The organism is Intestinimonas sp. RTP31139st1_F5_RTP31139_211217 (genome assembly GCF_040226735.1).
Lineage (GTDB): Bacteria > Bacillota > Clostridia > Oscillospirales > Oscillospiraceae > Intestinimonas > Intestinimonas butyriciproducens.
Map to the genome: position 1 here is coordinate 64962 of NZ_JBCOAQ010000009.1, position 21027 is coordinate 85988.

Consider the following 21027-nt stretch of genomic DNA (forward strand, 5'->3'; position numbering starts at 1 on the left):
GTTACATCCCCCCGTTCTCTGCGTCGATGGCCACCTTCGGGTTGATGACCATGTAGAGGATATCGGTGATCAGATTGATGATGACGAAGGCCAGGGCCACCACCAGGACCGTGGCCTGGATGAGGGAGTAGTCGCGGTTGTCGATGGCGGAGGAAATCATGGTGCCCATGCCGGGCCAGGAGAAGATGTTCTCGGTCAGCACCGCGCCGGCGAAGCACCCCGCAAATTGCATGCCAACCACGGTGAGGATGGGGGGCAGGGCGTTCTTGAGGGCGTGCTTCCAGACGATGGACTTCTCACTGACGCCGCGGGCCCGCAGGGCGCGGACGGAATCGCTGCCCAGGGAGTCGATCATGCTCGAGCGGGTGATCCGCATGAAGGTTCCCATGGGGATCACCGCCAGGCACGCGCAGGGCAGGGCGATGTGGCGGAGAAATTCCACAAAGCCGCCCTGGGCGATGGTGACCATACCGAAGCTGGGCAGCCACCCCAGGTTCACCGAGAAGAGGAGGACCATCATGATCGCCACCCAGAATACCGGCGCGGACACGCCGAAGAGGGAGATGACGGTCAGGGCGTAATCCAGGATACTCGACTGTCTTCGCGCGGAGATGACCCCGAAGAACACACCCACCAGAATGGCGATGCACAGACTGGTCACCGAGAGCATCAGGGTGTTGGGCAGCCGGGCCTTGATCATATTCATGGCGCTGGTGTTGAAATAATAGGAGTCTCCGAAGTCGCCGTGGAGGATATCCACGAGATAGTGTCCGAACTGGACCGGGATGGGGTCGTTGAGCCCCAGCTCCTCCCGCAGCGCGTCGACCTTGGTGGCGTCGTACTGTTCACCCAGCATGGCCGCGACCGGATCGCCCGGGATCAGCCGCGTCGCCGCAAAGGTGAAAGTAATGACGACCAACAGCGTCGGGATGAGCTGCAGCAGGCGTTTCAGGATCACTTTTTGCATGGTAGTCCTACCTTTCGTCCTAAATTACGGCCTCCCGGCTGGAATTTTTGATAAAGGAAGCAGCATGAATCCCGGTGAATCCATGCTGCTTCCGGCTCTGTTATTTCACAAACCGGGTTTCTTTCTTTATTCAGTGACCCAAATGTTGATGCCGGTGCCCTCAAGCCCGCACACGCGCATGACGGACTTGTTCTCCTGCACATAGCCGTGGACGCGCTCGTTCAGGCCCCAGGAGAGGTAGGAGGTGGCGTAGAACACACCGATGTTGGTGTCCAGCGCCTCCTTGATGAGCTCGTGATAGAGCTCGGTGCGCTTGGCACGGTCTGTCTCGGCGCCGGCCGCATTGACGATCTTGTCGGTCTCGGGGTCGCTGTAGCAGAAAGCGTTGAAGTTGGTGTGCAGCTTGGCGGTGCTCAGGAAGTTGCCCACGAAGGTGCCGGGGTCGGCGGAGCCGCCCTGGCCGCCGATGAAGAGCTGCACGGTGTTGTTGAGGTAGCGGTCGGTGATCTCGGTGGAGGACAGGCTCTGGATCTCCACGTTGATGCCGATCTGACTCAGCATGGCCTGGATGATGGTGGCGGCGCGGACATAGGAATCGGCAGTGCCCACGGTCAGCACCAGATTCAGGCCGCTGCCGTAGCCGGCCTCCTCCAGCAGGGCCTTGGCTCCCTCGGGGTCATAGGCGGGGACCAGGGACTCCAAGGAGGCGTCATAGCCCCAGGAAGTGATGGGCACGGGCAGATAGGAGGCGGCGCCGTCGCCGTTGGCGTATACGCCGTCGGCGATCTGCTTGCGGTCGATGGCCATGGAGATGGCGTCACGGACCTTCTTGTCGGAGAGAACGGGATCGCTCAGGTTGAAGCCCAGATAGGACAGGCGGCTCTCGGGCGCCTGGGACAGAACCAGACCAGCCGTGTCCTTGACCTGCTGGATGTAGTTGCCGCTGACGGTCAGCACGATGTCCACCTCTCCGGTGGTCAGGGCGTTCATGGCCTGGGCCTCGTCGGTGATGATGTAGTAGGTGATGGCGTCCAGATAGGGCTCCACCCCCCAGTAGTCGGGGTTCTTCACCAGCTTGGTGTACTGGTCGGGCACATGCTCGGAAATGATGAAGGGACCGGTGCTGATGGGATGGGAACCGAAGTCCTCATTGCTCCCCCAGCCCTCCACTTCCTCTCTGGCCACGATAATGCCGGAGGTGCTGGTCAGCTCATGGAGGAAGGTGGCGTTGGCGTTTTCCAGGTAGCAGACCACCTTGCCGTCCTGGACCTCGGCGTGGTCGAAGAAGGGCAGGTAGCCCCACCAGGACTCCTCATGGGCACGGTTCAGGGACCAGGCCACGTCCTCGGGGGTCAGCTCACGACCGTCCTGGTATTGGCCCTTCTGGAAATGGACGCCCTCACGGATGGTAAAGGTGTAGACCTTGCCGTCCTCGCTGATGGTCCAGTCAGTGGCCAGGCTGGGCAAATAGTCCACCGCATCGGCAGTCTCCTGGACCAGCGTGTCGCCATACTGGAGGCAGACCTGGTCGCAGGTGGTGCTGTTGGCCAGCACGGGGTCCAGGGCGCCGGCGTTGATGGTGCGGTTGAGGGCCACCTTCAGCTCGCCGCCGTAGACGGGCTCACCGGCGTCGGCGGGGGCGGAGGTATCGGCCGGCGCGGAGGTGTCCGCGGGGGCCGGGGTGGGGGTGGCGGTACCGGAGCTGCCTCCGGAGCAGCCGGCCAGGCTGCTTACCACAAGGGCGCCGCTGAGGATCAGTGCAAGTAGCTTTTTCATTTCACTTGGCCTCCTTTTGTTTGGATCTGTGCAGGTATCAAACCGGGACTTCCCGGATCAGCCGCCGTATTTGGCCTCCAGCTCCTCGGCCCGGCGGCGGATCTCCGCCACCGTGTCGTCCCGGAGGGTGACGTTGACAGTGGCCGCGCCGGCCTCCAGATGCTTGATCTTCCGGGCGCCGTAGATCACATTAACATAGGGTCTGTTGTGACGGATGAAGGCGATGGCCAAGTCGGTCTGGGTGCAGTGGTACTCCTCGCAGATGTCCTTCAAGCCGTCCACGAAGTCGATGGCGTGGGGCAGCTTGTCGGGGGCCCACCAGGCCTGATCCTCCCGGGCGTCTCCGGGGGGCACCACGCGATCCTTGGTCACCGTGCCGGTGAGCAGGCCGCGCTCAATGGGGGCGTAGGCGTGGAAGGTCATACCATACTTCTCGCAGATGGGGAGGATATTCTCTTCCACCCCGCGGGCCAAAATGGTGTACTTGCGCTGGATGATGTCAATTTCACAGCCACAGGCCATGTAGGCTTCGATGTGCTCGGGATCCACGTTGGAGGAGCCGATGCAGCGGATCTTGCCCGCCTTCTTCAGATCCATCAGGGCGCGGACCGTATCCTCCACCGGATACTTCTCCAACCACGCCGGGTCGCGGACAGGGTTGTGGGTGTAGTAGATGTCGATGTAGTCGGTGCCCAGGCGCTTCAGGCTGTTTTCGCAGTCCTTGATAATGTCCTTGTAGCCGTGGGCCACATACACCTTGTGGCCGTCCACCTCGTGCCAGAAGCGGCCCTCGCCGGTATCCCAGTCAAAGGTGGCCTTGGTGGAGATCACATACTTGTCCCGCTGGCCGGCGATGGCCTTGCCCACCACTTCCTCGCTGTGGCCCAGGCCGTAAATGGGGGCGGTGTCGATGGTGTTGATCCCCAAGTCATAGGCCCGGTGGATGGTGTCGATAGAGACCTTGTCGTCAGATCCGCTCCACCAGGTACCGCCGCCGATGGGCATGGCGCCGAAGGTAATGGCAGAGGCGTTAATATCGGTATGACCGATCTTCATGTACTCCATATGCCGTTACCTCAGCCTTTTTTCTCAGCGGCAGCCGCGGCCTTGGCATCCGCGCGCAGCACGCCGTCCACACCGCAGGCCTCGTCGTCGTGGTACTTAAAGATCACGATGACCTTCAGGGGGCCCTTGTAGCCCACCACGCGCACCATGGTGTCGTTGAGCACCTTGATAAGCTGGCGGCGGCGGTCGATCTCCATATAGGGCGGTACGAACACAAAGAAGGTCATCTGATCCTTGGCGCCCTCGGAGACATTTTCAGCGGGCACGGGAGTGTAGTAGAGGGAGTAGGTCTTGAAAATGGTTCCAATGGTCTCGCCCAGGGCGTCGATGAGCTCCTTCTTCTTTTCGGGCTCCAGCTCCAGAGAGGTAGCAGCAAAAATAGTGGCCATAACCGATCTTCCTTTCTCATACTGCGCCGCGCGGAGCGGCGGTTTTTCATTTTTTGATCTATGCGGTGGATTGGGGCATTTTGCCCGTTACTGCTGGGCCTGGCGGGCCTTGAAGTCGGCAAAGAGCTCTCCGTCCTTGCCCACGCCCTCGTCGTCGTGGTACTGGAAGAGCACGATGACCTTCATCTCTCCCTTGTAGCCCACCTCCCGGACCATGGTGTTGTTGAGCAGCTCAATGGTCTGTCTCTTTTTCTCCAGCGGAATGTAGGGTGGGACGCAGACAAAGAAGGTGATCTGATCCACGGCGCCCCCGCGGGCGTCCTCCTGGGGGATCTTGCTGAGGTAGAAGCTCAGGGCGTGGGTGTAGAGCGTGCCCAGGTCTTTGATTAGAGCGGCGCTCAGGGCTTTTTCCTGTTCTTCGGTGAGCTCCAGCGAGGTGACGCCGAAAATGGTAGCCATGCTTACAACTTCCTTTCCTTCTCATAATTGGTCAAGCAAGTACAGGTTCAGAGTCTGGTCCGCCCCTGCGTTGTTTCTATCATTATACGATGGTCCGGTATGAATAAACAATTGACAATCCCCACGGAGATGGCCCCGCATTTTTCTGCTTTTTCACGGGGAGAAATTCGGATGCGGCCGTTCCGTCTCAAAAAACGTCTTATTTTGAGACAATTGAGACGATTTCCTCCCCCGCCGCCCGCTCTCTCTTTGTCTCGTCCAGTCTCAGGATACCTTTGGGACCGCCCGGTTTCCTCCCCGCAAAGCTGACTGTCCCCGTCCCGGCCCGTCTCTCCCCGCCGCGTCCTCCGGAGGTATGGTTTCTTCCGCTTTTTCTCCTATTTTTCCTACCATTTTGCTATTTTAAGGCATAAAAAGTCAGGAAGCCAATGGCGCAGACCCGCCATTGGCTTCCTGATAGGCTCTATCATACGCCGCTTCTCCAGGGATGTCAATAGCAGTTTATCTCAGAATTTTACCTTTCTTTCGCTTTCTTTTGTCTCTTTTCCCAATCCCCCATGAGACACCCTCCTTTTTGAATATATATCCATATTTTTGCCGATTCCGCTGGCCGCCCTTTCCCCCATCCGTCCACTCCGGCGCAGTAAAAAACCCGGAGGCCGTCGGACGGCTCCCGGGCAGGAAATATGGCGTTCGGCGCATGGGCTCACCGCGGGCGCAAGGAGGACATGGCTGCGCGCCCGGCCATACTGACTGCCCGGATGCTCTCCATTCGTCCACAGCGGAAGTTCTGCCGCAGTAACACCTGAAAGATCGTGCTCACAAGAAAACGCCTCCCCTCTTATCCCTTTAATTCCTATCGGTGTAATATGTTATTGGATAACACCACCTTTTCCCCGCTCTGTCAACGGGCCTCCTCAGATTTTTTCCTGCACAGGGACCCGCACTGTGCTATAATAGCCGAAAAGCGGCTGTGCTCCGGGCGCTGTCGGCGTATTTTAGCGGGAGAGTCTCCGTTTGTTCCGCGGATCAGAACAGCTATTTGCCACACTGTCGAAAGGGGGAACGGGCATGAATCGCAAGGACTGGTTTACGGCGTGCTCTGCTGTGGAGAAGGAGGCCCTGTACCGGGCCGAACTGGAGAACTACAGCGAAAAGCTGGTGGTGAACGGCGAGGGGCGCATCGTCTTTATCAACGAGAAATACGCCGCCGAATTCGGAAAGACCCCCGCGGACATAGAGGGGATGACCATGGCGGAGCTGTTCAGCCGGATCAAGGCCCCCGTCATCCTGGACATCCGTGACTTCGACATCCCCTTTATCCCCCACGTGGATGCCGTGCCCGGCAAATCAGACGGCTATATCCCCATCTTTATCCGCTCCCCCTTGATGGATGAAAAGGGGGCCCACGTAGGGGACATGATCTACGACGGCCAGACCTGGCTTCGGCGTTACCGGGGGCTCTACGACAAGCTCAACGAGCTGGTGGACGAATACCAGTATCTCCACGCGGCCAAGCGGTCCAACACCAACGCCCGCTTTGTGGGGAGCAGCACCGCGGTGGTCCAGCTCAAGCGGGAGATCCTCCTGGCGGCCAAGACCAACGCCACCCTCCTCATCGAGGGAGAAACGGGGACCGGCAAGGAGGTGGTGGCCAACGAGGTCTTTTCCGCCAGCGCCCGGAGCGGGAAGCGGTTCGTCACCCTCAACTGCGCCGCCATCCCGCAGGAGCTCATCGAATCCGAGCTTTTCGGCTATGAGGAGGGGGCCTTCACCGGCGCCCGCCGGGGCGGCAAGCTGGGCCTTTTCGAGTTGGCCAACGAGGGCGTAATCCTGTTGGATGAGATCAACTCCCTGAGTCTGTCCGCCCAGGCCAAGCTCCTCCGCGTCCTTCAGGAGCGGCGGGTGGACCGGGTGGGCGGAGACAAATCCATCCCCATCAACGTGCGGGTCATCGCCATCTCCAACTGTCCCTTGGAGCAGATGGTGGCCGAGGGCGCCTTCCGGGAGGATCTCTACTATCGGCTCAACGTCCTTCACATCGCGGTGCCCCCTCTCCGGGAGCGCACCGAGGACATCCCCGACCTCATCCGCCTCTTCGTTCAGCGCTGCAACCTGGAGATGGAGAAGAACGTGGACCAGATCGATCCCAAGGTCTACGAATACATGCAGGCCCAGCCCTGGCCGGGCAATGTCCGCCAGCTCCAGAACTGGGTGGAGCGAGCCATGGCCTCCACCTGGAAAAACGTGCTGATGCTCTCCAACTTCTATTGGGTGGACACCCGACAGCCCGCCGTCCACCTGGATTCCAGCCCGCTCAAGACCGGACGCCAGCTCCCGCTCCCCCAGATGATGGACGAGCTGGAGCGGGATATCATCGCCAGTGTGCTCAAGCAGTCCGGCGGCAATAAAAAACGGGCGGCGGAGGTGCTGGGCATCTCCCGGCAGATGCTTCACCGCAAGATCAAGCAGTATCAGATCTGAACCCCCGTCGAACCGAAACGGCAGGTGTAAACTTTTTGAATGTTTTATCAAAAAGTTTACACCTGCCGTTTTTTCATCACATGCTCCGGCGTTTTCAGCCTCTTCAACGGGTATTTTCAGGCGGCTTTTCTCTTTTTTTGATCCGGTGTGTAAATTTTAGTTTACACACCGGTCACATCCGCCAATCCGTGTTCAGGTACAGAAAGCCCTGTATTTGCAATGGTTTCCGCGGAGGGGCCGAAAATTGGCACGCCGGTTGCAATACCACAGGGTGTCCAAGGGAGGACATTCTGCGAGGGAGCGCATGTGCCGCAGCGTTGGGATACCATAACAAACAAGGAGGAAGCAGCATGGCAGTACCGATTGTAGAAGAATTCATCGAGCTGGCGGAGATCGACACGGTCTCCCGTCAGGAGCGCGCCATGGTGGACGCGCTGAAGGGAAAGCTGGAGGCCCTGGGCTGTACCGTCCGGGAGGACGACACCGCGTCCAAGGTGGACGGCACCGCCGGAAATCTGATCGCGGTGCTGGAGGGACAGACGGAGGGCTCAGTCCTGCTGGCGGCCCACGTGGACCGGGTCCAGAACGGCTTCGGCATCAAGCCGCAGGTCCGGGATGGAAAGATCGTCTCCGACGGCACCACGGTCCTGGCCGCCGACGACCTCTCCGGCGTGGCCGCCATTCTGGACGGCCTGCGCCGGGTCCAGGCATCCGGCGCCAGGCACCCTCGGGTGGAGGTGCTCTTCTCGGTATGTGAAGAGATCGGCGTGCAGGGCACCCTGCATCTGGACCCCGCCCAGTTCCAGTCCAAATTTGGCTTTGTACTGGACTCCCCCGGCCGCATCGGCAAGGTCCTGGACTCCGCCATGGGGAAGGCGGAGCTCTTCCTGGAGGTGACGGGCAAGTCCGCCCACGCCGCCTATCCCGAGCTGGGCGTCAGCGCCACCCGGGCGGCGGTGCTGCTCCTGTCCCGGCTGGGCGACGGACGCATCGACGATGAAACCGTGCTCAACTGGTCCTATCTGGTGGCCCCCGGTCCCTGCAACGCCATCCCCGACAAGGCCAGCGCCAAGGCCTTCGCCATGAGCCGCGACAACGACAAGCTCGCCGCCTATCTCAATGCCTTTGTGGATGCCGCGGCTCAGGTGGCGGAGGAGACGGGCGCCAAGATGGACGCCAGCTATGTGGTCAACTACCCCTCCTTCTATGTGCCCTCCGACCGGCCGCCCATCCGGATCATGGAGCGGGTTTTCTCCAAGCTGGGCATCCCCATCAGCGTACAGCACGGCGCGGGCGGCCTGGACGCCAACCGCCTCAACGGCTACGGCATCGAATGTGTGGGGCTGGCCACCGGCTACTCCGGCAACCACACGGTCAACGAGGTGCTGGAGCTGGAGGACCTCATTCGCTCCGGCGAGATGGTGGAGCAGATCATCCTGGAGAGCGCCGCGGTCTGAGTCCGCGGAGAATATTGTGATAAAGAGGGAGAATATATGGACATTTCTGTGATTCAAAACAATCTTGGTATGTGGATCTGTGCGGCGTTCATGATCGCCATCATCCTAATCCAGGCCGTGCTGTATCTGAAGCTCTCCCGGAAGGAGGCCACCACCCTGGGTCTTCCCGCCGAGCAGCAGAAAGAGGCCATGCGTTCCGCAGCCGTCACCGCCGTCGGCCCCGCCCTGGCCCTGTCCATCATGCTCATCACCCTGATGACCACGCTGGGCGGCCCCACGGCCTGGATGCGCATGAACGACGTGGGCTCCGGGCGCTCTGAGCTGGCCATCGCCAGCATGGTCTCCGATATGGTCACCGCCGCCGAAGGCACCCCTGAGTGGGACCTGCAAAACTTCTCTTACGCCGTCTGGGCCCAGGGCATCGACGTGGCCGGCTGGCTGGTGGGCGCCATGGTCACCATCGCCCTGGGCGGCAAGTTGACCAGGACGCTCAATGAAAAATTCGATGCCAAGTGGGTCAAGCTGCTCATGGCCGGGTGCCTGGTGAGTCTGTTCACCTACCTGTTGCTCAACACCGTCTATCAGAAGACCAGTCCCTACATCGCCGCCGCCGTCTTCGGCGCCATCACCATGTTCGTCATGAACAAGGTCTTCCGCAAGAACAAGCGCCTCCAGGAACTGTCCCTGGGCATTGCCATCATCGTGGGCGCGGCGCTGGCCCAGATCTTCTTCGCTGTTTAAGGAAAGGGGAGTTTCCATCATGTTTGATAAAAAGTGCCTGCGGCTGGGTCTGTGCACCATGGCCTGCGCGGCTGTCGTCAGCTTTCTGCCCGGACTATACCTCTTTTTCCAGTACGGCATCATTCCCACCGCCTCTGAGATGGGCTCCATCGTCAGCATGCTCATCGCCTCCTTCCTGGTGGGCTGGATCGTGCAGCCCCTCACCTTCTATCCCGCCATGGGTGTGGGGGCCTCCTGCCTGAGCTGGACCACCGGCAACGTGGCCGACCTGCGTATGCCCGCCATCTCCGCCGGTCAGAAGGCCGCCGGCATTGAGGCCGGCACTCCGGAGGGCAATGTTATCTCCACTATGTCCGCCGCCGTGAGCAACTTCGTCACCGTGGCCGTCCTCACCCTGGTCACCTTCGTAGGCAGCGGCCTCATCTCGGCCCTGCCCGCCGCCGTCACCGCCGCCTTCTCCTATATCACCCCCGCCATCTTCGGCGCCATCATTATGGATTACGCCATGAAGAATGTGAAGTACAACCTCCCCCTCATCATCGCCGGCGTGGTGTTCTTCCTCCTCTTCAAGGCGTTGGGTCTCTCCAGCGTGTGGATCACCCTCTTCGTGGTCATCACCGGCATGTTCGTCTCCCGCATTATGTTCACCTATTGGAAAAAGAAGGACTCCGCCAAGGCCTCCTGACCCCGGAGCCGCCCGCGAAGTGCTTCAGCCACAGCAGCGGGCAGTGATGACGGCAGCGCGGCCCCCATCACTGCCCGCCTGTTTTGCACGCATATCATCAAAAAAGGAGAATTTTACCTATGCAGGTCCTGGAAGGCATCAAGGTCGTCGATCTGAGCACCGCCTACTCCGCCCCCATCGCCACCATGCAGTTGGCAGACTTCGGCGCGGAGGTCATCAAAATCGAAAATACGGCCGGGGGCGACGGCTCCCGGAGCTGGAACCCCTCCGTCAACGGACAGGGTATCCATTTCCTGTACATGAACCGGAACAAAAAGAGCGTGGCCCTCAACCTGAAGAGCCCGGAGGGCAAGCGGATCCTCTTCGAGCTGGTCAAGGACGCCGACATCGTGGTGGAAAATTTCCGCCCCGGCGTGACCCGGAGGCTGGGCATCGACTACGAGGCCATGCGCGCCGTCAAGCCCGACATCATCATGGCCTCCCTCTCCGGCTACGGGCAGACCGGCCCCTACGCCACCCGCGGCGCTTATTCCAACCTGGCCGAGGCCCTCAGCGGCCTCATGTACGTCACCGGCTGGCCCGCGCCGGAGGGCAAACCCACCGCCTCCGGCGTGGCCTTCGGCGACAGTGTGGCCGGCATGTTCCTCACCCAGGGCATCCTGTACGCCCTCTACCACCGGGAGCGCACCGGCCAGGGCCAGTACATCGACGTATCCATGGTGGACTCCCTGGTGGCCCTGCTCCAGCACTGCTTCGTCCAGTGCTCCCTGATGGGCCAGGAGCCGGAGCGGATCGGCAACCGGGACCTGTCCGACTACCCCTACGATCTCTTCGAGGCCAAGGACGGCTACTGCCAGTTGGGCAACTCCACCCCCCGGGACTGGAGCCGCTTTGCTCAGGCCATCGGCCGCCCCGACCTGGGCGAGGACCCGGCGTACAAGACCTCCGCCCAGCGCTGGGCGCACATCGGAGAGCTCCACGACATCATTCAGGACTGGGCCTCCCAGCGCACCCGGAAGGAGATCGAGGCGATCTTTACCGAATACGGCCAGCTCTACGCCCCTGTTCTGAAGATCAGCGAGGTCATGCAGGACGAGCAGATCCTATTCCGGGAGATGGTGGTGGATATGGAGTACGAGGGCATGGGCAAGTACAAGGACAAGGGCATCCCCGTGAAGCTGAGCCGGACCCCCGGCCGGATCCGTTCCATGCCCCCCCACCTGGGCGAGCACACCGACGCCATTCTCTCCGGCCTGGGCTATACCGCCGCCGAGCGGGAGCGGCTCAGAAGCGAGGGCGTGATCCGCTGACCCCTTCTCCCCCTCCCGGGGGAAACATGGATGATTGGAGTGAACCAAGACTATGGGCGTTCTTCATTACGATTTCAAGGGCATGCTCTATGACGAATGGGAGCTCGACCGGGTGTACACCACCGGCGCACGCACCATCTGCGAGGCCGACGTGGCCCGCTACTGCTCCCTCTCCGGGGACTACAGCCCCCTCTACACCAACGCACTCTACGCGGAAAACACCGTGTACGGCCGCCCCATCGCACCGGGCGGACTCACGTTCATCATCGCAAACGGCCTGGACTGCCAGACTCTGTGGGTGGATGGGAGCTATATCGGCCTTCTGGACCAGCAGATGCGCTTCCTCCGGCCCGTCTATGTGGGCGACACCATCTGCCTCACCATGACCCCCACCGCCAAGCGGCTGTCCAAAAAGCCGGGCCGCGGCATCATCACCTACCGCATCTGCGTGTTCAATCAGCGGGACGAGATGGTCATGGACGGGACCTGGGTCATCCTGATGGCCACGGACCGGGACCACATGGAATAAGCGCCTGTCTTTACAGGCTTTAAGGAGGAGCAAGCCCTATGGGAATCAGAGATTACGAGTTCCGCGGCAGGACTTACGACCAGTGGGAGCTGGGCGAGGAATTCATCACCGGCGCGCGCACCATCACGGAGGCCGACATCGTAAATTTCGCCGGTCTCTCCGGCGACTGGAGCGCCACCCACACCAACGACGTCTACGGCAAGAGCACCATCTACGGCTCCCGCATCGCCTACGGCAACGTCACCTTCATCGTCAGCACCGGCCTTCTGGCGCAGACCCTGATGTTTGAGGGCACCACCGTGGCCCTGCTGGACATGCAGATCAGCTATCAGGAGCCGGTCCGCTTTGAGGACACCATCTACTGCAAATTCATCCCGGTGGAGAAGCGCCCCACCAAAACGCCCGGTAGGGGGCTGATCACGTTCCACGTGTTCGTCTACAACCAGAACGACGAGCAGGTGGCCGAGGAACGCCTGGTGCTCCTCATTTCCAGCGAAAAGGGGCACATATAACCGCGGCCCCGCCCATCACTTAGGATTTCGGAGGTAGACAGCATATGAGCGCATCCCCCTTTTTCAACGAGGATCACGAGAGCATCCGCGAGATGGCCCGTGACTTTGCCGACCGGACTCTCTCCCCCCTCGCCGCCGAGGTGGACAGGACCGACGCCTTTCCCCTGGACGTGGTGAAGCAGATGGCCGAGTTGGGCTTTCTGGGCCTGAAAATCCCCGAGGCATACGGCGGCCTGGGCCTGGATATGCGCAGCTACGTCTGCGCCATGGAGGAACTGGCCCGGAAGTCGGTCACCGCCACCCTCTTTCTCTCCTCGGCCAACTCCCTGGCCACCGCCCCCATCGTCCTCTCCGGCACCGAGGCCCAGAAGCAGGCGTACCTGCCCGGGGTGGCCGCCGGGGAGCGATTCATCGCCTTCGGCCTCACCGAGCCCAACGCCGGCAGCGACGCGGCCAGCCTGACCACCCGGGCCGAGCGGGACGGGGACAGCTATCTCCTCAACGGCCGCAAATGCTTCATCACCTTCGCCCCCATGGCCAGTCAGGCCATTCTCTACGCCAAGACCAGCCCCGACAAGGGGGCCAAGGGCATCACCGCCTTCGTGGTAGATATGTCCCTGCCCGGCGTCTCCTGCGGCAAGCACGAGGAGAAGATGGGGCAGCGGGGCGTCCCGGTGAGCGACATCGTGCTGGAGGACGTGCGTGTGGGCGCCGACTGTGTCATCGGCGAGGTGGACATGGGCTTTCTCAACGCCATGAAGACCCTGTCCGTAGGCCGCGTCGGCGTGGCCGCCATGTCCCTGGGCATCGCCCAGGAGGCCGTTGACCTGGCGGTATCTCACACCAAGAACCGGGTCCAGTTCGGCCGCCCCCTGTGCAAAAACCAGGCCGTCGCCTTTATGCTGGCCGATATGGAGACCCGGCTCAACGCCGCCCGCGGCCTGGTGTATCACGCCGCCTGGCTCATGGACAACGGGCAGCCGGCGGACAAGGCCGCCTCCATGGCCAAGTACTTTGCCGCCGAGGCCGCCGTCTCTATTGTCAACCAGTCCCTTCAGCTCCACGGCGGCTACGGCTACTCCCGCGAGTATGAGATCGAGCGGCTCTACCGGGATGTCCGCATCACCTCCATCTATGAGGGTTCCTCGCAGGTCCAGCAGATGGTCATCTCCGGCACCATGCTCAAATAGCGCGGCCACAGAGGAAAGCGCCTCCCATACCGATGAAAGATCGGTATGGGAGGCGCCTTTTTCTGTTTTGTGGTGGAACGCGGGTTCTCCCGGTTTCCCTGCCGGACCCAGCCCCTGTGTCCGTGGAATTGTCCCTCCCCACCCTCCCTGTGAGAACGACAGGCTCCGGCCCAAAGCCGCGGTCGGGCCGTCAGGGGCACGGTCTGCCCGCGTATAAGACCCCCGCCCTGCGGCGCAACCTACGCCGGGGCGGCGTGAAATGCGGCGGCCCCGCCGCTGCTGTAAACTGGGAAAGGCGGGAGACTTGCCTATGAATTGGAACAGGAGGGCTTACGTTGGCAGAATACGGATATATTCGGGTCAGCTCCAGGGACCAGAACGAGGAGCGGCAGCTCATCGCAATGCGGGAGCTGAAAATTCCCGGCACGCACATTTTTACGGACAAGCAGAGCGGAAAGGACTTCGACCGCCCTCAATACCGCCGCCTGGTGCGTCGGCTGAAGAAGGACGATATCCTCTATATCAAGAGCATCGACCGGTTGGGCCGCAACTACAAGGAGATCCTGGAGCAGTGGCGCGTCCTCACCAAGGAGCGGGAGGTGGACACCGTGGTGCTGGACATGCCGCTTCTGGACACCCGGTGGGGCAAGGACCTCATGGGCGCCTTTTTAAGCGACATCGTCCTACAGGTGCTCTCTTTTGTGGCGGAAAACGAGCGGGCCAATATCCGACAGCGACAGGCGGAGGGTATCGCCGCGGCAAAGGCCCGGGGGGTCAGGTTCGGGCGGCCGCCGCGGCCTCTGCCCGAAAACTTCCGTGAGGTACACCGGCAGTGGCGGAACAAAAAAATAACACTCCGTCAGGCAGCCGAGGCCTGCGGAATGCCGGAGGGTACCTTTTATGCCAAAGCGGCGAAGTTTGAAGACACGACACAGTGAAGCGGCTGTCAATTTGAAAAAGCGTACTTTTACAAACCAGCATTTAGGCAAGTACCTATGGGCATAATACTCTAAAATCTTTCTTTTTTCAAGGTTTCTACATAAAAAAGTGTCCCAGAATTTCCGCACGAAAAAGTACACTTTCAAAAAAGAACGGAGGTGCTCGTTCGCGGTTGTTCAAGCGGGTCCCAGCAAAATAGTAAAAAGGAGGAAAACTACGTGAAAAGACGACTTTTGTCAGTATTTTTGTCTATGTGTATGGTACTGACACTGCTGTCGGCTGCAGTGCTGGCAGCAGGAGACGGCGGAGCCGGGTACACCTTTGAGGTGAACGCCCCCGCCGAGCTGACGGTAAATCAGGAATATACCGGAGCAAGTGTGACTCTGAAGGGCAGCGACGGCGCAGAATCCTGCCAGGCCGCTCTGATCAAGGTCCAGATCACCCAGTCCCCCGAAGGCTCCAGCCCCCGGATCATGGCCACGGATACCCAGGGGCAGGCGTGGAACCTGGCTGAGGTCGGCCAGTGGGGGCCCCCTGAGGGCTTCCCGGTCGCCGCCGGCTATGATGTGACCACCGGCCTGACGCTCACCTTTGACAAGGAGGGCGAGTATACCGCCGCCTTCCAACTGGTGGATCTGAGCAACGGCAACGCCGTCCTGGCGGAGGCGAGCTGCACCGTCAATGTGACTGCGGAGGAGCCCGTCGCCAAGCTCTCCTCCGTCTCCGTGGTGGACGGCACGGACGGCTTCACCCCTGTCACCGTCCCCGCCGTCGGGCAGAAGCTCACCGCCAACATCACCGCCATCGACAAAGACGGCTCCACTGTGGTCATCGGCTCCTACCCTGTAAACCCCGATGCCTCCTACAAGTGGCACTACGAGGACAGCCCCGATACCGTTCTGGGCACCGAACCCGTCTACACCGTCACCAGCGACAACACCGGCAAGGTCCTCTGCGTGGACGCCGATGTGTCCGGCTACGCCGGAGGGCCCCTCACCTGGAAGGCCGAAGGCGCTGTAGTCCGTCTGTATGTCATCACGCTGGACGCCAACGGCGGCACCGTCCCTTCCTCCGTCTTGTATACCGACGCGGAAGGCGTCCTGGACAGCCTGCCCACGCCCACCAGAAGCGGCAGCTATGACTTTGACGGCTGGTATACCGCTTCCAGCGGCGGCGGCAGGATCACGGCCCCACACACCTTTACGGAGGACACCACGCTGTATGCCCACTGGAGCTACAGCGGCGGCGGCTCCGGTGGAGGCGGCGGCGGGAACTCTTCCTCTTCCAGCTATGCCATTACTGTGGAGAAGGCTACCGGCGGTGCCGTCAAGGTCAGTTCCACCCGGGCCGACAAGGGCGACACTGTGACCATCACCGTGACCTCCGACAGCGGCTACGTTCTGGACACGCTGACCGTCACCGACAAGAACGGCGACAAGGTCGCTCTGACCGACCGGAACGATGGGACCTATACCTTCACCATGCCCGGCAGCAAGGTGACGGTACAGGCCGCCTTTGTCAAATCGGAGGCGCAGACCACCCTTTCCTTCACCGATGTACCCGCCGACGCGTATTACTACGACGCGGTCCGGTGGGCGGTAGAGAACGGGGTAACGACCGGTACCTCTGCCACCACCTTTGCCCCCGACGGAGTCTGCACCCGTGCCCAGGTGGTGACCTTCCTGTGGCGGGCCAACGGCTCTCCCGCACCCACCGCCGCGGTCAGTCCCTTCGCGGACGTGAGCGTCGGGAGCTATTACTATGACGCCGTGCTGTGGGCGGTGGAACAGGGCATCACCAGCGGTACCTCCACCACCGCCTTCTCTCCCGAGGCCAGCTGCACCCGCGCCCAGGTGGCCACGTTCCTGTGGCGCACGGAGAGCTCTCCCGCCGTGTCCGGCGGCGCCTCCTTCGCGGATGTGGCCGACAACACATATTATACCAACGCGGTGATCTGGGCGGCCAACAGCGGTGTGACCTCCGGGACGAGTGCGACGACGTTCTCCCCCGACGCGGTGTGCACCCGTGCTCAGATCGTGACCTTCCTCTACCGCGCGCTGGCATAACCCACCGCGCAGACCGGATAGGTCGAACGAGACGGCCCGCATGGGGCCCTTCCCCATGCGGGCCGTCCCGTATCCTCCCGTTCCGGCACTTTCCCACACAAGGCTCCGGCGCGCCGAAGCCGTTCTTCTGTTTGAAACGAAAACGTACCGGCGCGGCATCTGCCGCGCCGGTACGTTTTTTCCTTCTTCTATCCTTGCTCCGTCCCATCCGCCGGGGGGAGCGCTTTTAATCCCGCCGCGGGCCGGTCAGGCCGCCATGGCCTCCTGCTCGCCCTGGACCTCCTTCAGACGTTCCCGCTTCATGATCGGATACCACTCCGTAAACGCGAGGAACAGGGACACGCCGAGGCAGATCGGCGACATCACGATACAGTTCACAAACTCTTTCTTGGCCTCCAGATACGCTTTGCTGTGCATGAAATGCTCCTCTCCGCCGCGGTCGATTTTGACGGGTCGCTCCGTCGGTCTGCGGCTCTTTTCTGAAATTATAGCACCTCCGTCCGCTAATTTTCCGGAAAGCTTTTCTCTCTGCCCGGCCGCCCCGTATTTCTCTTTTGGGCAGACTATGCTATACTGGAAGCAGCGGAGCTCTCCCCACTCTTTCCTTCGGGCGGTGATACCATGTGAAGTCTTTGATCCGTTCTTCCGTGTGCAGGAACACGGCCATTCTGCTCTCCATCCTGTCGCTGTGTATCGTGGTCTGCTATGCCCTTTCCCATCTGCACGACGACAACAACCCCTTTGCGGTCCCCATCTTCATCCTGGGCGTCGCCGCCATCTCCCGCTTCTCGGACGGGTACGTCTGCGGCATCGCCGCCTCGGTGATCGGCGTGGTATGTGTCAACTATATGTTCACCTATCCCTTCTGGGTCTTTGATATGACCCTGTCCGGCTATCCCCTCACCTTCACCGTTATGCTGCTGGTCTCGGTCATCATCAGCACCCTTACCACACAGGTCAAGCACCAGCAACGGCTGATGTACGAGGTCAAGAGCGAGAGTATGCGCGCCAATCTGCTCCGGGCCGTCTCCCACGACATCCGTACCCCCCTCTCCTCCATTCTGGGCGCCACCTCCACGCTGTTGGAGTCCCAGGACCTGGACGAGACCGCCCGCCGGGACCTGCTCCTGGAGGTCCACAAGGATGCCCAGTGGCTGGTGCGCGTGACGGAGAACATCCTCTCCGTCACCAAGTTCAGTGCGGACGGGGTCAAGCTCAAGTTGACGGAAGAGGTGGTGGAGGAGATCGTGGGCAGCGCCATCACCAAATTCCGCAAGACCGGAGGCAGTATCTCCATCCAGGTCCATAAGCCCCAGGACATCCTTCTGGTCCCCATGGAGGCCACCCTGATCGAACAGGTGCTGCTGAACCTGCTGGAAAACGTGGTGTTCCACGGGAAATGCGCCACCCGAATCGATATCGACATCGTCGAGGAGCCCTCCCGGGTCTGCTTCCACGTATCGGACAACGGCGCGGGGATCTCCGAGGGCGTCCTGCCCCATCTGTTTGACGGGAGCTATGCGGCGCAGGACGGCACGGCCAGGGACGACAGCCGGAACATGGGCATCGGGCTGTCGGTCTGCCAGTCCATCGTGGCCGCCCACGGCGGCGGGATGTCGGCGCGGAACAACCCCTCCGGCGGCGCGACCCTATCCTTTTGGCTCCCAAAAAGAGGAGGCACAGAACCATCATGAATGTCAGAGACAAGGTCCTCATCGTGGAGGACGACGAGGGCATCCGGAAATTTCTCTCCACCACCCTCATTGCCAACGGCTACAGCGTGATCCTGGCCGATGACGGCACAAGCGCCCTGGAGCTGGTGCCCTCCCACTGTCCGGTGTGCATCCTGCTGGATCTGGGACTTCCGGACATAGACGGCAATGAGATCATCCGGTCCATCCGGTCATGGACCTCCATCCCCATCCTCGTCATTTCAGCCCGGACCACGGAGGACGACAAGGCCGGTGCCCTGGATCTGGGCGCCGACGACTACCTCACCAAGCCCTTCAGCACCGTGGAACTGCTGGCCCGTATCCGCACCGCACTCCGCCACGCCAGGACCCCCGCCGGGAACGACGAGCTCTCCCTCACCGGCAGCTACCATGTGGGGGAGCTGACCGTGGACATGCGCAAGCACCGTGTGTTCCTGGCGGGCCGGGACGTGGGCCTCACCCCCAACGAATTTCGGATCGTGTCCCTGCTGGCGGCCCACGCGGGTCAGGTCCTCACCTATAAATACATCCTGCGGGAGCTGTGGGGACCGGCAGCCAGCTCGGACAACAAGATCCTGCGGGTCCATATGGCGAATATCCGCCGCAAGCTGGAGCCCAATCCCGACGAGCCCATCTATCTCTTCACAGAGGTGGGCGTGGGCTATCGGATGGCGGACAGCGAGGACTTCCCGCCCGACTCCCACATATAAATATAGAAACACCGGGCGCACCGCTCTTTGCGGTGCGCCCGGTGTTTTTTCTTCCCTTGCGGTCATGCCGCGGCCCGTTCAGCCCCGTGCCGCCGGCGGGCCAGCGCGCCCGCCGCCGCCAGCAGCGGCAGGCAGAGCCATGCGCTCCGGACCCCCAGTCTCAGGTGCGCCGGATAGGACAGCGCCACCCCCAGGTGGAACGAGCACAGCGTCAACCCGAAAAATTTTGCCTGCTCCAGTTCCTCCCGCCGCTTGGTGATGCAATACCTTGTCACCCCTTGGATGGTCTGCCTGTAATTGTTGGTGGAGAAGATGGTGGAGCTGACATATTTCCCGCACCCCTTGAAGGCACACCACTGCAGCGCCATGACAAAGAAAATGGGGTAGAGGCCCAGCACAGGATCCATCTCCGCGGGCAGGACACCCAGCAGCATAGATACAGCCGCAGTGCAGGCAATGCTGAAGCGCTGCAGGTCCCAGCCCAGGTACTCCGGCACCAGGATCGACAGGGCGATGGCGCAGGCGTAGAGGGCGGCCGCGCCGAGGCGGATCAGCACCTCCCGCAGGTCCCCGCCCAACAGCTTCAGCGTCATGCTCAGCAGGTTGGCCGTCTGGGCCGAGCCCAGGATATCACAGCGGTTGAGGATGGCGTAGCCGCCGAAAAAGCCCCCGATCACTGCCATTAAATTGTGCAGATACCGCTCCCGTCGCTGCTCTGCGCCCATGTCATATCCCCCCATGGCCTATGATTTTATCACACTACCTCATAAAACAAAATACCTTTTCCCCCTAATCTTTTTGTTTTTCCCCATAATTTGCCCCTACGGCGTCCAGTTGAGCCCGGAAGGCCACCGCCGCCCAGTCCGGAGCCAGGAGCTCCACCCGATCCCCCAGGCCGAAGAGCCAGCCGAAGAACTGGGGGGACACCACCGCGTCCACCGTGACGGTAAAGTGGTTCCTGCCGTCGGGCACCAGGATGCTCTCCTGTCCAAACCGGTCCAGCACCACCCCCACCAGGCCGTTCTCGCACCGCAGGCGCACCCGCCCTTCCCGGCCGCTGAACATGCCGAAATGCTTGGCGGCATAGGCCGCCACGTCCAGCGCCCCGGGGCCTCCACCCTCCTTGCCGGTCCGGTCCGTGATCTCCAGCCCGGCCATCTTGTCCACCCGGTAGTGGCGCACCCCGCCCTTCTCCTCGTCATAGCCCACCAGGTAGTAGTTCTCGTCGTCCCAGATGAGGCCATGGGGAAACACGGCGTACCAGGCCCCCTCCCGGCGGAATACCTTCTCTTTGCGGACATTGTACTCAAAATAGCGGAAACGCACCCCTCTGCCCTCCGCTAGGGCGGCGTGAAGGGTGTCGATGGAATAGTATACGCTCTCGTTCATGGTCTTGACCCGCCGGTCCACATAGACCTGCCGCTGAAGCTGCCTGGCCTGCCACACGCTGGTGAGCCCCTCCAGCTTGCCGATGAGCTGGTCGCTCTTGCGCCGGGTGATGAATTTGCACGACTGCACCGCGTCCACCAGCAGCTTGAGCTCCGGGAGCTGAAAGGGCCGCTCTCCGATGAACCACCCGGGGGCCCGCCCCTTCCGGCTCTGTACGTCCAGCCCAAACCCCCGCAGGGCCTCTAGGTCGTCATAGACGCTTTTGCGCTCCGCCGTCACGCCTTCGGCCTCCAGAGCCGTAATGAGCTCCGGCACCGTCATGGTGTGGTCCTCGTCCGTCCGCTCCAGCAGCACCCGGGCCAGGATCAGGGTTTTGCGCTTCTGCCCCGCGCCCTTCGCCATGTGCCTCTCCTCCCTCTGCCCGCCGTCCGGCGCGCTTTTTTCCAGTATATCACATTGCCGCCAGCGGGAGAAAGCCCCCTTTTCATCGCCGGCGCCGGAGGGACTGGCCGTGAAATGTCCCCTTCGACGGCGTCCGCTCTTTCGATTTGCAGTTTTTTTATCTTCAAGTTGCAAACAGAAGTGCCGTTTTTCTCTTTCCCGCCACCGGACGCCCGCCCTCCGCCATGTTTTTTCTTTACAATAGA

20 protein-coding genes are annotated in these 21027 nt (G+C 61.5%); 12 read left to right on the plus strand and 8 right to left on the minus strand.

From position 1 onward, the window contains the following. Nucleotide 1: 1 nt before the first annotated feature. The 5 genes from ABUA09_RS08460 to ABUA09_RS08480 form a co-directional block, all read right to left on the minus strand. Nucleotides 2-967, minus strand: coding sequence for an ABC transporter permease (locus ABUA09_RS08460; RefSeq protein ID WP_075705177.1), 966 nt, complete (start codon nt 965-967; stop codon nt 2-4). A gap of 126 nt (nt 968-1093) precedes the next feature. After that, nucleotides 1094-2743 carry an ABC transporter substrate-binding protein gene (locus tag ABUA09_RS08465; RefSeq protein WP_279204658.1) on the minus strand — a complete coding sequence of 550 codons (1650 nt, stop codon included), beginning with the start codon at nt 2741-2743 and terminating at the stop codon, nt 1094-1096. Nucleotides 2744-2800: 57 nt separating this feature from the next. Next, complete coding sequence (locus ABUA09_RS08470; RefSeq protein WP_195607739.1) at nt 2801-3808, minus strand: aldo/keto reductase; 1008 nt, start codon at nt 3806-3808, stop codon at nt 2801-2803. A gap of 11 nt (nt 3809-3819) precedes the next feature. After that, nucleotides 3820-4197 carry a hypothetical protein gene (locus ABUA09_RS08475; RefSeq protein ID WP_033118848.1) on the minus strand — a complete coding sequence of 126 codons (378 nt, stop codon included), beginning with the start codon at nt 4195-4197 and terminating at the stop codon, nt 3820-3822. Nucleotides 4198-4284: 87 nt separating this feature from the next. Continuing rightward, on the minus strand, nt 4285-4656 hold the full coding sequence (locus ABUA09_RS08480) for a hypothetical protein (protein ID WP_033118849.1): 372 nt from the start codon (nt 4654-4656) through the stop codon (nt 4285-4287). 1071 nt (nt 4657-5727) lie between these two features. Here ABUA09_RS08480 and ABUA09_RS08485 point away from each other — a divergent pair. The 10 genes from ABUA09_RS08485 to ABUA09_RS08530 all read left to right on the plus strand — a co-directional run bounded on the left by ABUA09_RS08485 (nt 5728) and on the right by ABUA09_RS08530 (nt 16569). After that, the gene (locus ABUA09_RS08485) at nt 5728-7140 is read left to right on the plus strand and encodes a sigma-54 interaction domain-containing protein (RefSeq protein ID WP_052082845.1); all 1413 of its coding nucleotides are present in this window, start codon (nt 5728-5730) and stop codon (nt 7138-7140) included. 350 nt (nt 7141-7490) lie between these two features. After that, nucleotides 7491-8597 (plus strand): M20/M25/M40 family metallo-hydrolase, encoded by a 1107-nt coding sequence (locus ABUA09_RS08490; RefSeq protein ID WP_195607737.1) that lies wholly within the window; start codon nt 7491-7493, stop codon nt 8595-8597. Between the two features lie 36 nt (nt 8598-8633). Next, a complete protein-coding gene (locus ABUA09_RS08495; RefSeq protein ID WP_033118851.1) occupies nt 8634-9338 on the plus strand; it encodes a DUF5058 family protein in 705 nt (234 codons plus the stop codon). A 19-nt stretch (nt 9339-9357) separates the two neighbouring features. Next, on the plus strand, nt 9358-10023 hold the full coding sequence (locus tag ABUA09_RS08500) for a hypothetical protein (protein WP_075705173.1): 666 nt from the start codon (nt 9358-9360) through the stop codon (nt 10021-10023). A gap of 119 nt (nt 10024-10142) precedes the next feature. Continuing rightward, the gene (locus tag ABUA09_RS08505; protein ID WP_349949302.1) at nt 10143-11333 is read left to right on the plus strand and encodes a CaiB/BaiF CoA transferase family protein; all 1191 of its coding nucleotides are present in this window, start codon (nt 10143-10145) and stop codon (nt 11331-11333) included. Between the two features lie 52 nt (nt 11334-11385). Then, on the plus strand, nt 11386-11862 hold the full coding sequence (locus ABUA09_RS08510; RefSeq protein ID WP_033118854.1) for a MaoC family dehydratase: 477 nt from the start codon (nt 11386-11388) through the stop codon (nt 11860-11862). A 38-nt stretch (nt 11863-11900) separates the two neighbouring features. Then, entirely contained in the window at nt 11901-12374 is a 474-nt protein-coding gene (locus ABUA09_RS08515) for a MaoC/PaaZ C-terminal domain-containing protein (RefSeq protein ID WP_195607735.1), read from the plus strand. Between the two features lie 44 nt (nt 12375-12418). Next, nucleotides 12419-13564, plus strand: a complete 1146-nt coding sequence (locus ABUA09_RS08520) for an acyl-CoA dehydrogenase family protein (RefSeq protein WP_349949303.1) — start codon at nt 12419-12421, stop codon at nt 13562-13564. Between the two features lie 335 nt (nt 13565-13899). Further along, entirely contained in the window at nt 13900-14502 is a 603-nt protein-coding gene (locus ABUA09_RS08525; protein WP_349949304.1) for a recombinase family protein, read from the plus strand. 219 nt (nt 14503-14721) lie between these two features. Continuing rightward, the gene (locus tag ABUA09_RS08530) at nt 14722-16569 is read left to right on the plus strand and encodes an S-layer homology domain-containing protein (RefSeq protein ID WP_349949305.1); all 1848 of its coding nucleotides are present in this window, start codon (nt 14722-14724) and stop codon (nt 16567-16569) included. Between the two features lie 246 nt (nt 16570-16815). Here ABUA09_RS08530 and ABUA09_RS08535 read toward each other — a convergent pair whose 3' ends face one another. Further along, entirely contained in the window at nt 16816-16986 is a 171-nt protein-coding gene (locus ABUA09_RS08535) for a hypothetical protein (RefSeq protein ID WP_156113824.1), read from the minus strand. A 206-nt stretch (nt 16987-17192) separates the two neighbouring features. Between ABUA09_RS08535 and ABUA09_RS08540 the strand changes: the two genes are divergently transcribed. Both ABUA09_RS08540 and ABUA09_RS08545 read left to right on the plus strand, forming a co-directional pair. After that, nucleotides 17193-18263 (plus strand): sensor histidine kinase, encoded by a 1071-nt coding sequence (locus tag ABUA09_RS08540; protein ID WP_058116955.1) that lies wholly within the window; start codon nt 17193-17195, stop codon nt 18261-18263. Beyond that, a complete protein-coding gene (locus tag ABUA09_RS08545) occupies nt 18260-18991 on the plus strand; it encodes a response regulator (RefSeq protein ID WP_058116954.1) in 732 nt (243 codons plus the stop codon). Before ABUA09_RS08540 ends, ABUA09_RS08545 begins: the two co-directional genes overlap by 4 nt. Nucleotides 18992-19053: 62 nt before the next feature. On the opposite strand, the gene ABUA09_RS08550 is transcribed toward ABUA09_RS08545, so the two are convergent. Together ABUA09_RS08550 and ABUA09_RS08555 are read right to left on the minus strand one after the other, a co-directional pair. Further along, the gene (locus ABUA09_RS08550) at nt 19054-19716 is read right to left on the minus strand and encodes a YoaK family protein (RefSeq protein WP_052082919.1); all 663 of its coding nucleotides are present in this window, start codon (nt 19714-19716) and stop codon (nt 19054-19056) included. A gap of 64 nt (nt 19717-19780) precedes the next feature. Beyond that, nucleotides 19781-20782, minus strand: a complete 1002-nt coding sequence (locus tag ABUA09_RS08555; RefSeq protein ID WP_058116952.1) for a helix-turn-helix transcriptional regulator — start codon at nt 20780-20782, stop codon at nt 19781-19783. Nucleotides 20783-21027 lie beyond the last annotated feature (245 nt).

Excerpts from the sequence above, each read along its gene's own strand:
- ABUA09_RS08475 (WP_033118848.1), bottom strand. The coding sequence starts at position 4,197 with ATGGCCACTATTTTTGCTGCTACCTCTCTGGAGCTGGAGCCCGAAAAG.
- ABUA09_RS08510 (WP_033118854.1), top strand. The coding sequence starts at position 11,386 with ATGGGCGTTCTTCATTACGATTTCAAGGGCATGCTCTATGACGAATGG.
- ABUA09_RS08460 (WP_075705177.1), bottom strand. The coding sequence starts at position 967 with ATGCAAAAAGTGATCCTGAAACGCCTGCTGCAGCTCATCCCGACGCTG.
- ABUA09_RS08550 (WP_052082919.1), bottom strand. The coding sequence starts at position 19,716 with ATGGGCGCAGAGCAGCGACGGGAGCGGTATCTGCACAATTTAATGGCA.
- ABUA09_RS08505 (WP_349949302.1), top strand. The coding sequence starts at position 10,143 with ATGCAGGTCCTGGAAGGCATCAAGGTCGTCGATCTGAGCACCGCCTAC.
- ABUA09_RS08490 (WP_195607737.1), top strand. The coding sequence starts at position 7,491 with ATGGCAGTACCGATTGTAGAAGAATTCATCGAGCTGGCGGAGATCGAC.
- ABUA09_RS08545 (WP_058116954.1), top strand. The coding sequence starts at position 18,260 with ATGAATGTCAGAGACAAGGTCCTCATCGTGGAGGACGACGAGGGCATC.
- ABUA09_RS08495 (WP_033118851.1), top strand. The coding sequence starts at position 8,634 with ATGGACATTTCTGTGATTCAAAACAATCTTGGTATGTGGATCTGTGCG.
- ABUA09_RS08535 (WP_156113824.1), bottom strand. The coding sequence starts at position 16,986 with ATGCACAGCAAAGCGTATCTGGAGGCCAAGAAAGAGTTTGTGAACTGT.
- ABUA09_RS08485 (WP_052082845.1), top strand. The coding sequence starts at position 5,728 with ATGAATCGCAAGGACTGGTTTACGGCGTGCTCTGCTGTGGAGAAGGAG.
- ABUA09_RS08470 (WP_195607739.1), bottom strand. The coding sequence starts at position 3,808 with ATGGAGTACATGAAGATCGGTCATACCGATATTAACGCCTCTGCCATT.
- ABUA09_RS08500 (WP_075705173.1), top strand. The coding sequence starts at position 9,358 with ATGTTTGATAAAAAGTGCCTGCGGCTGGGTCTGTGCACCATGGCCTGC.
- ABUA09_RS08555 (WP_058116952.1), bottom strand. The coding sequence starts at position 20,782 with ATGGCGAAGGGCGCGGGGCAGAAGCGCAAAACCCTGATCCTGGCCCGG.
- ABUA09_RS08465 (WP_279204658.1), bottom strand. The coding sequence starts at position 2,743 with ATGAAAAAGCTACTTGCACTGATCCTCAGCGGCGCCCTTGTGGTAAGC.
- ABUA09_RS08515 (WP_195607735.1), top strand. The coding sequence starts at position 11,901 with ATGGGAATCAGAGATTACGAGTTCCGCGGCAGGACTTACGACCAGTGG.
- ABUA09_RS08520 (WP_349949303.1), top strand. The coding sequence starts at position 12,419 with ATGAGCGCATCCCCCTTTTTCAACGAGGATCACGAGAGCATCCGCGAG.
- ABUA09_RS08480 (WP_033118849.1), bottom strand. The coding sequence starts at position 4,656 with ATGGCTACCATTTTCGGCGTCACCTCGCTGGAGCTCACCGAAGAACAG.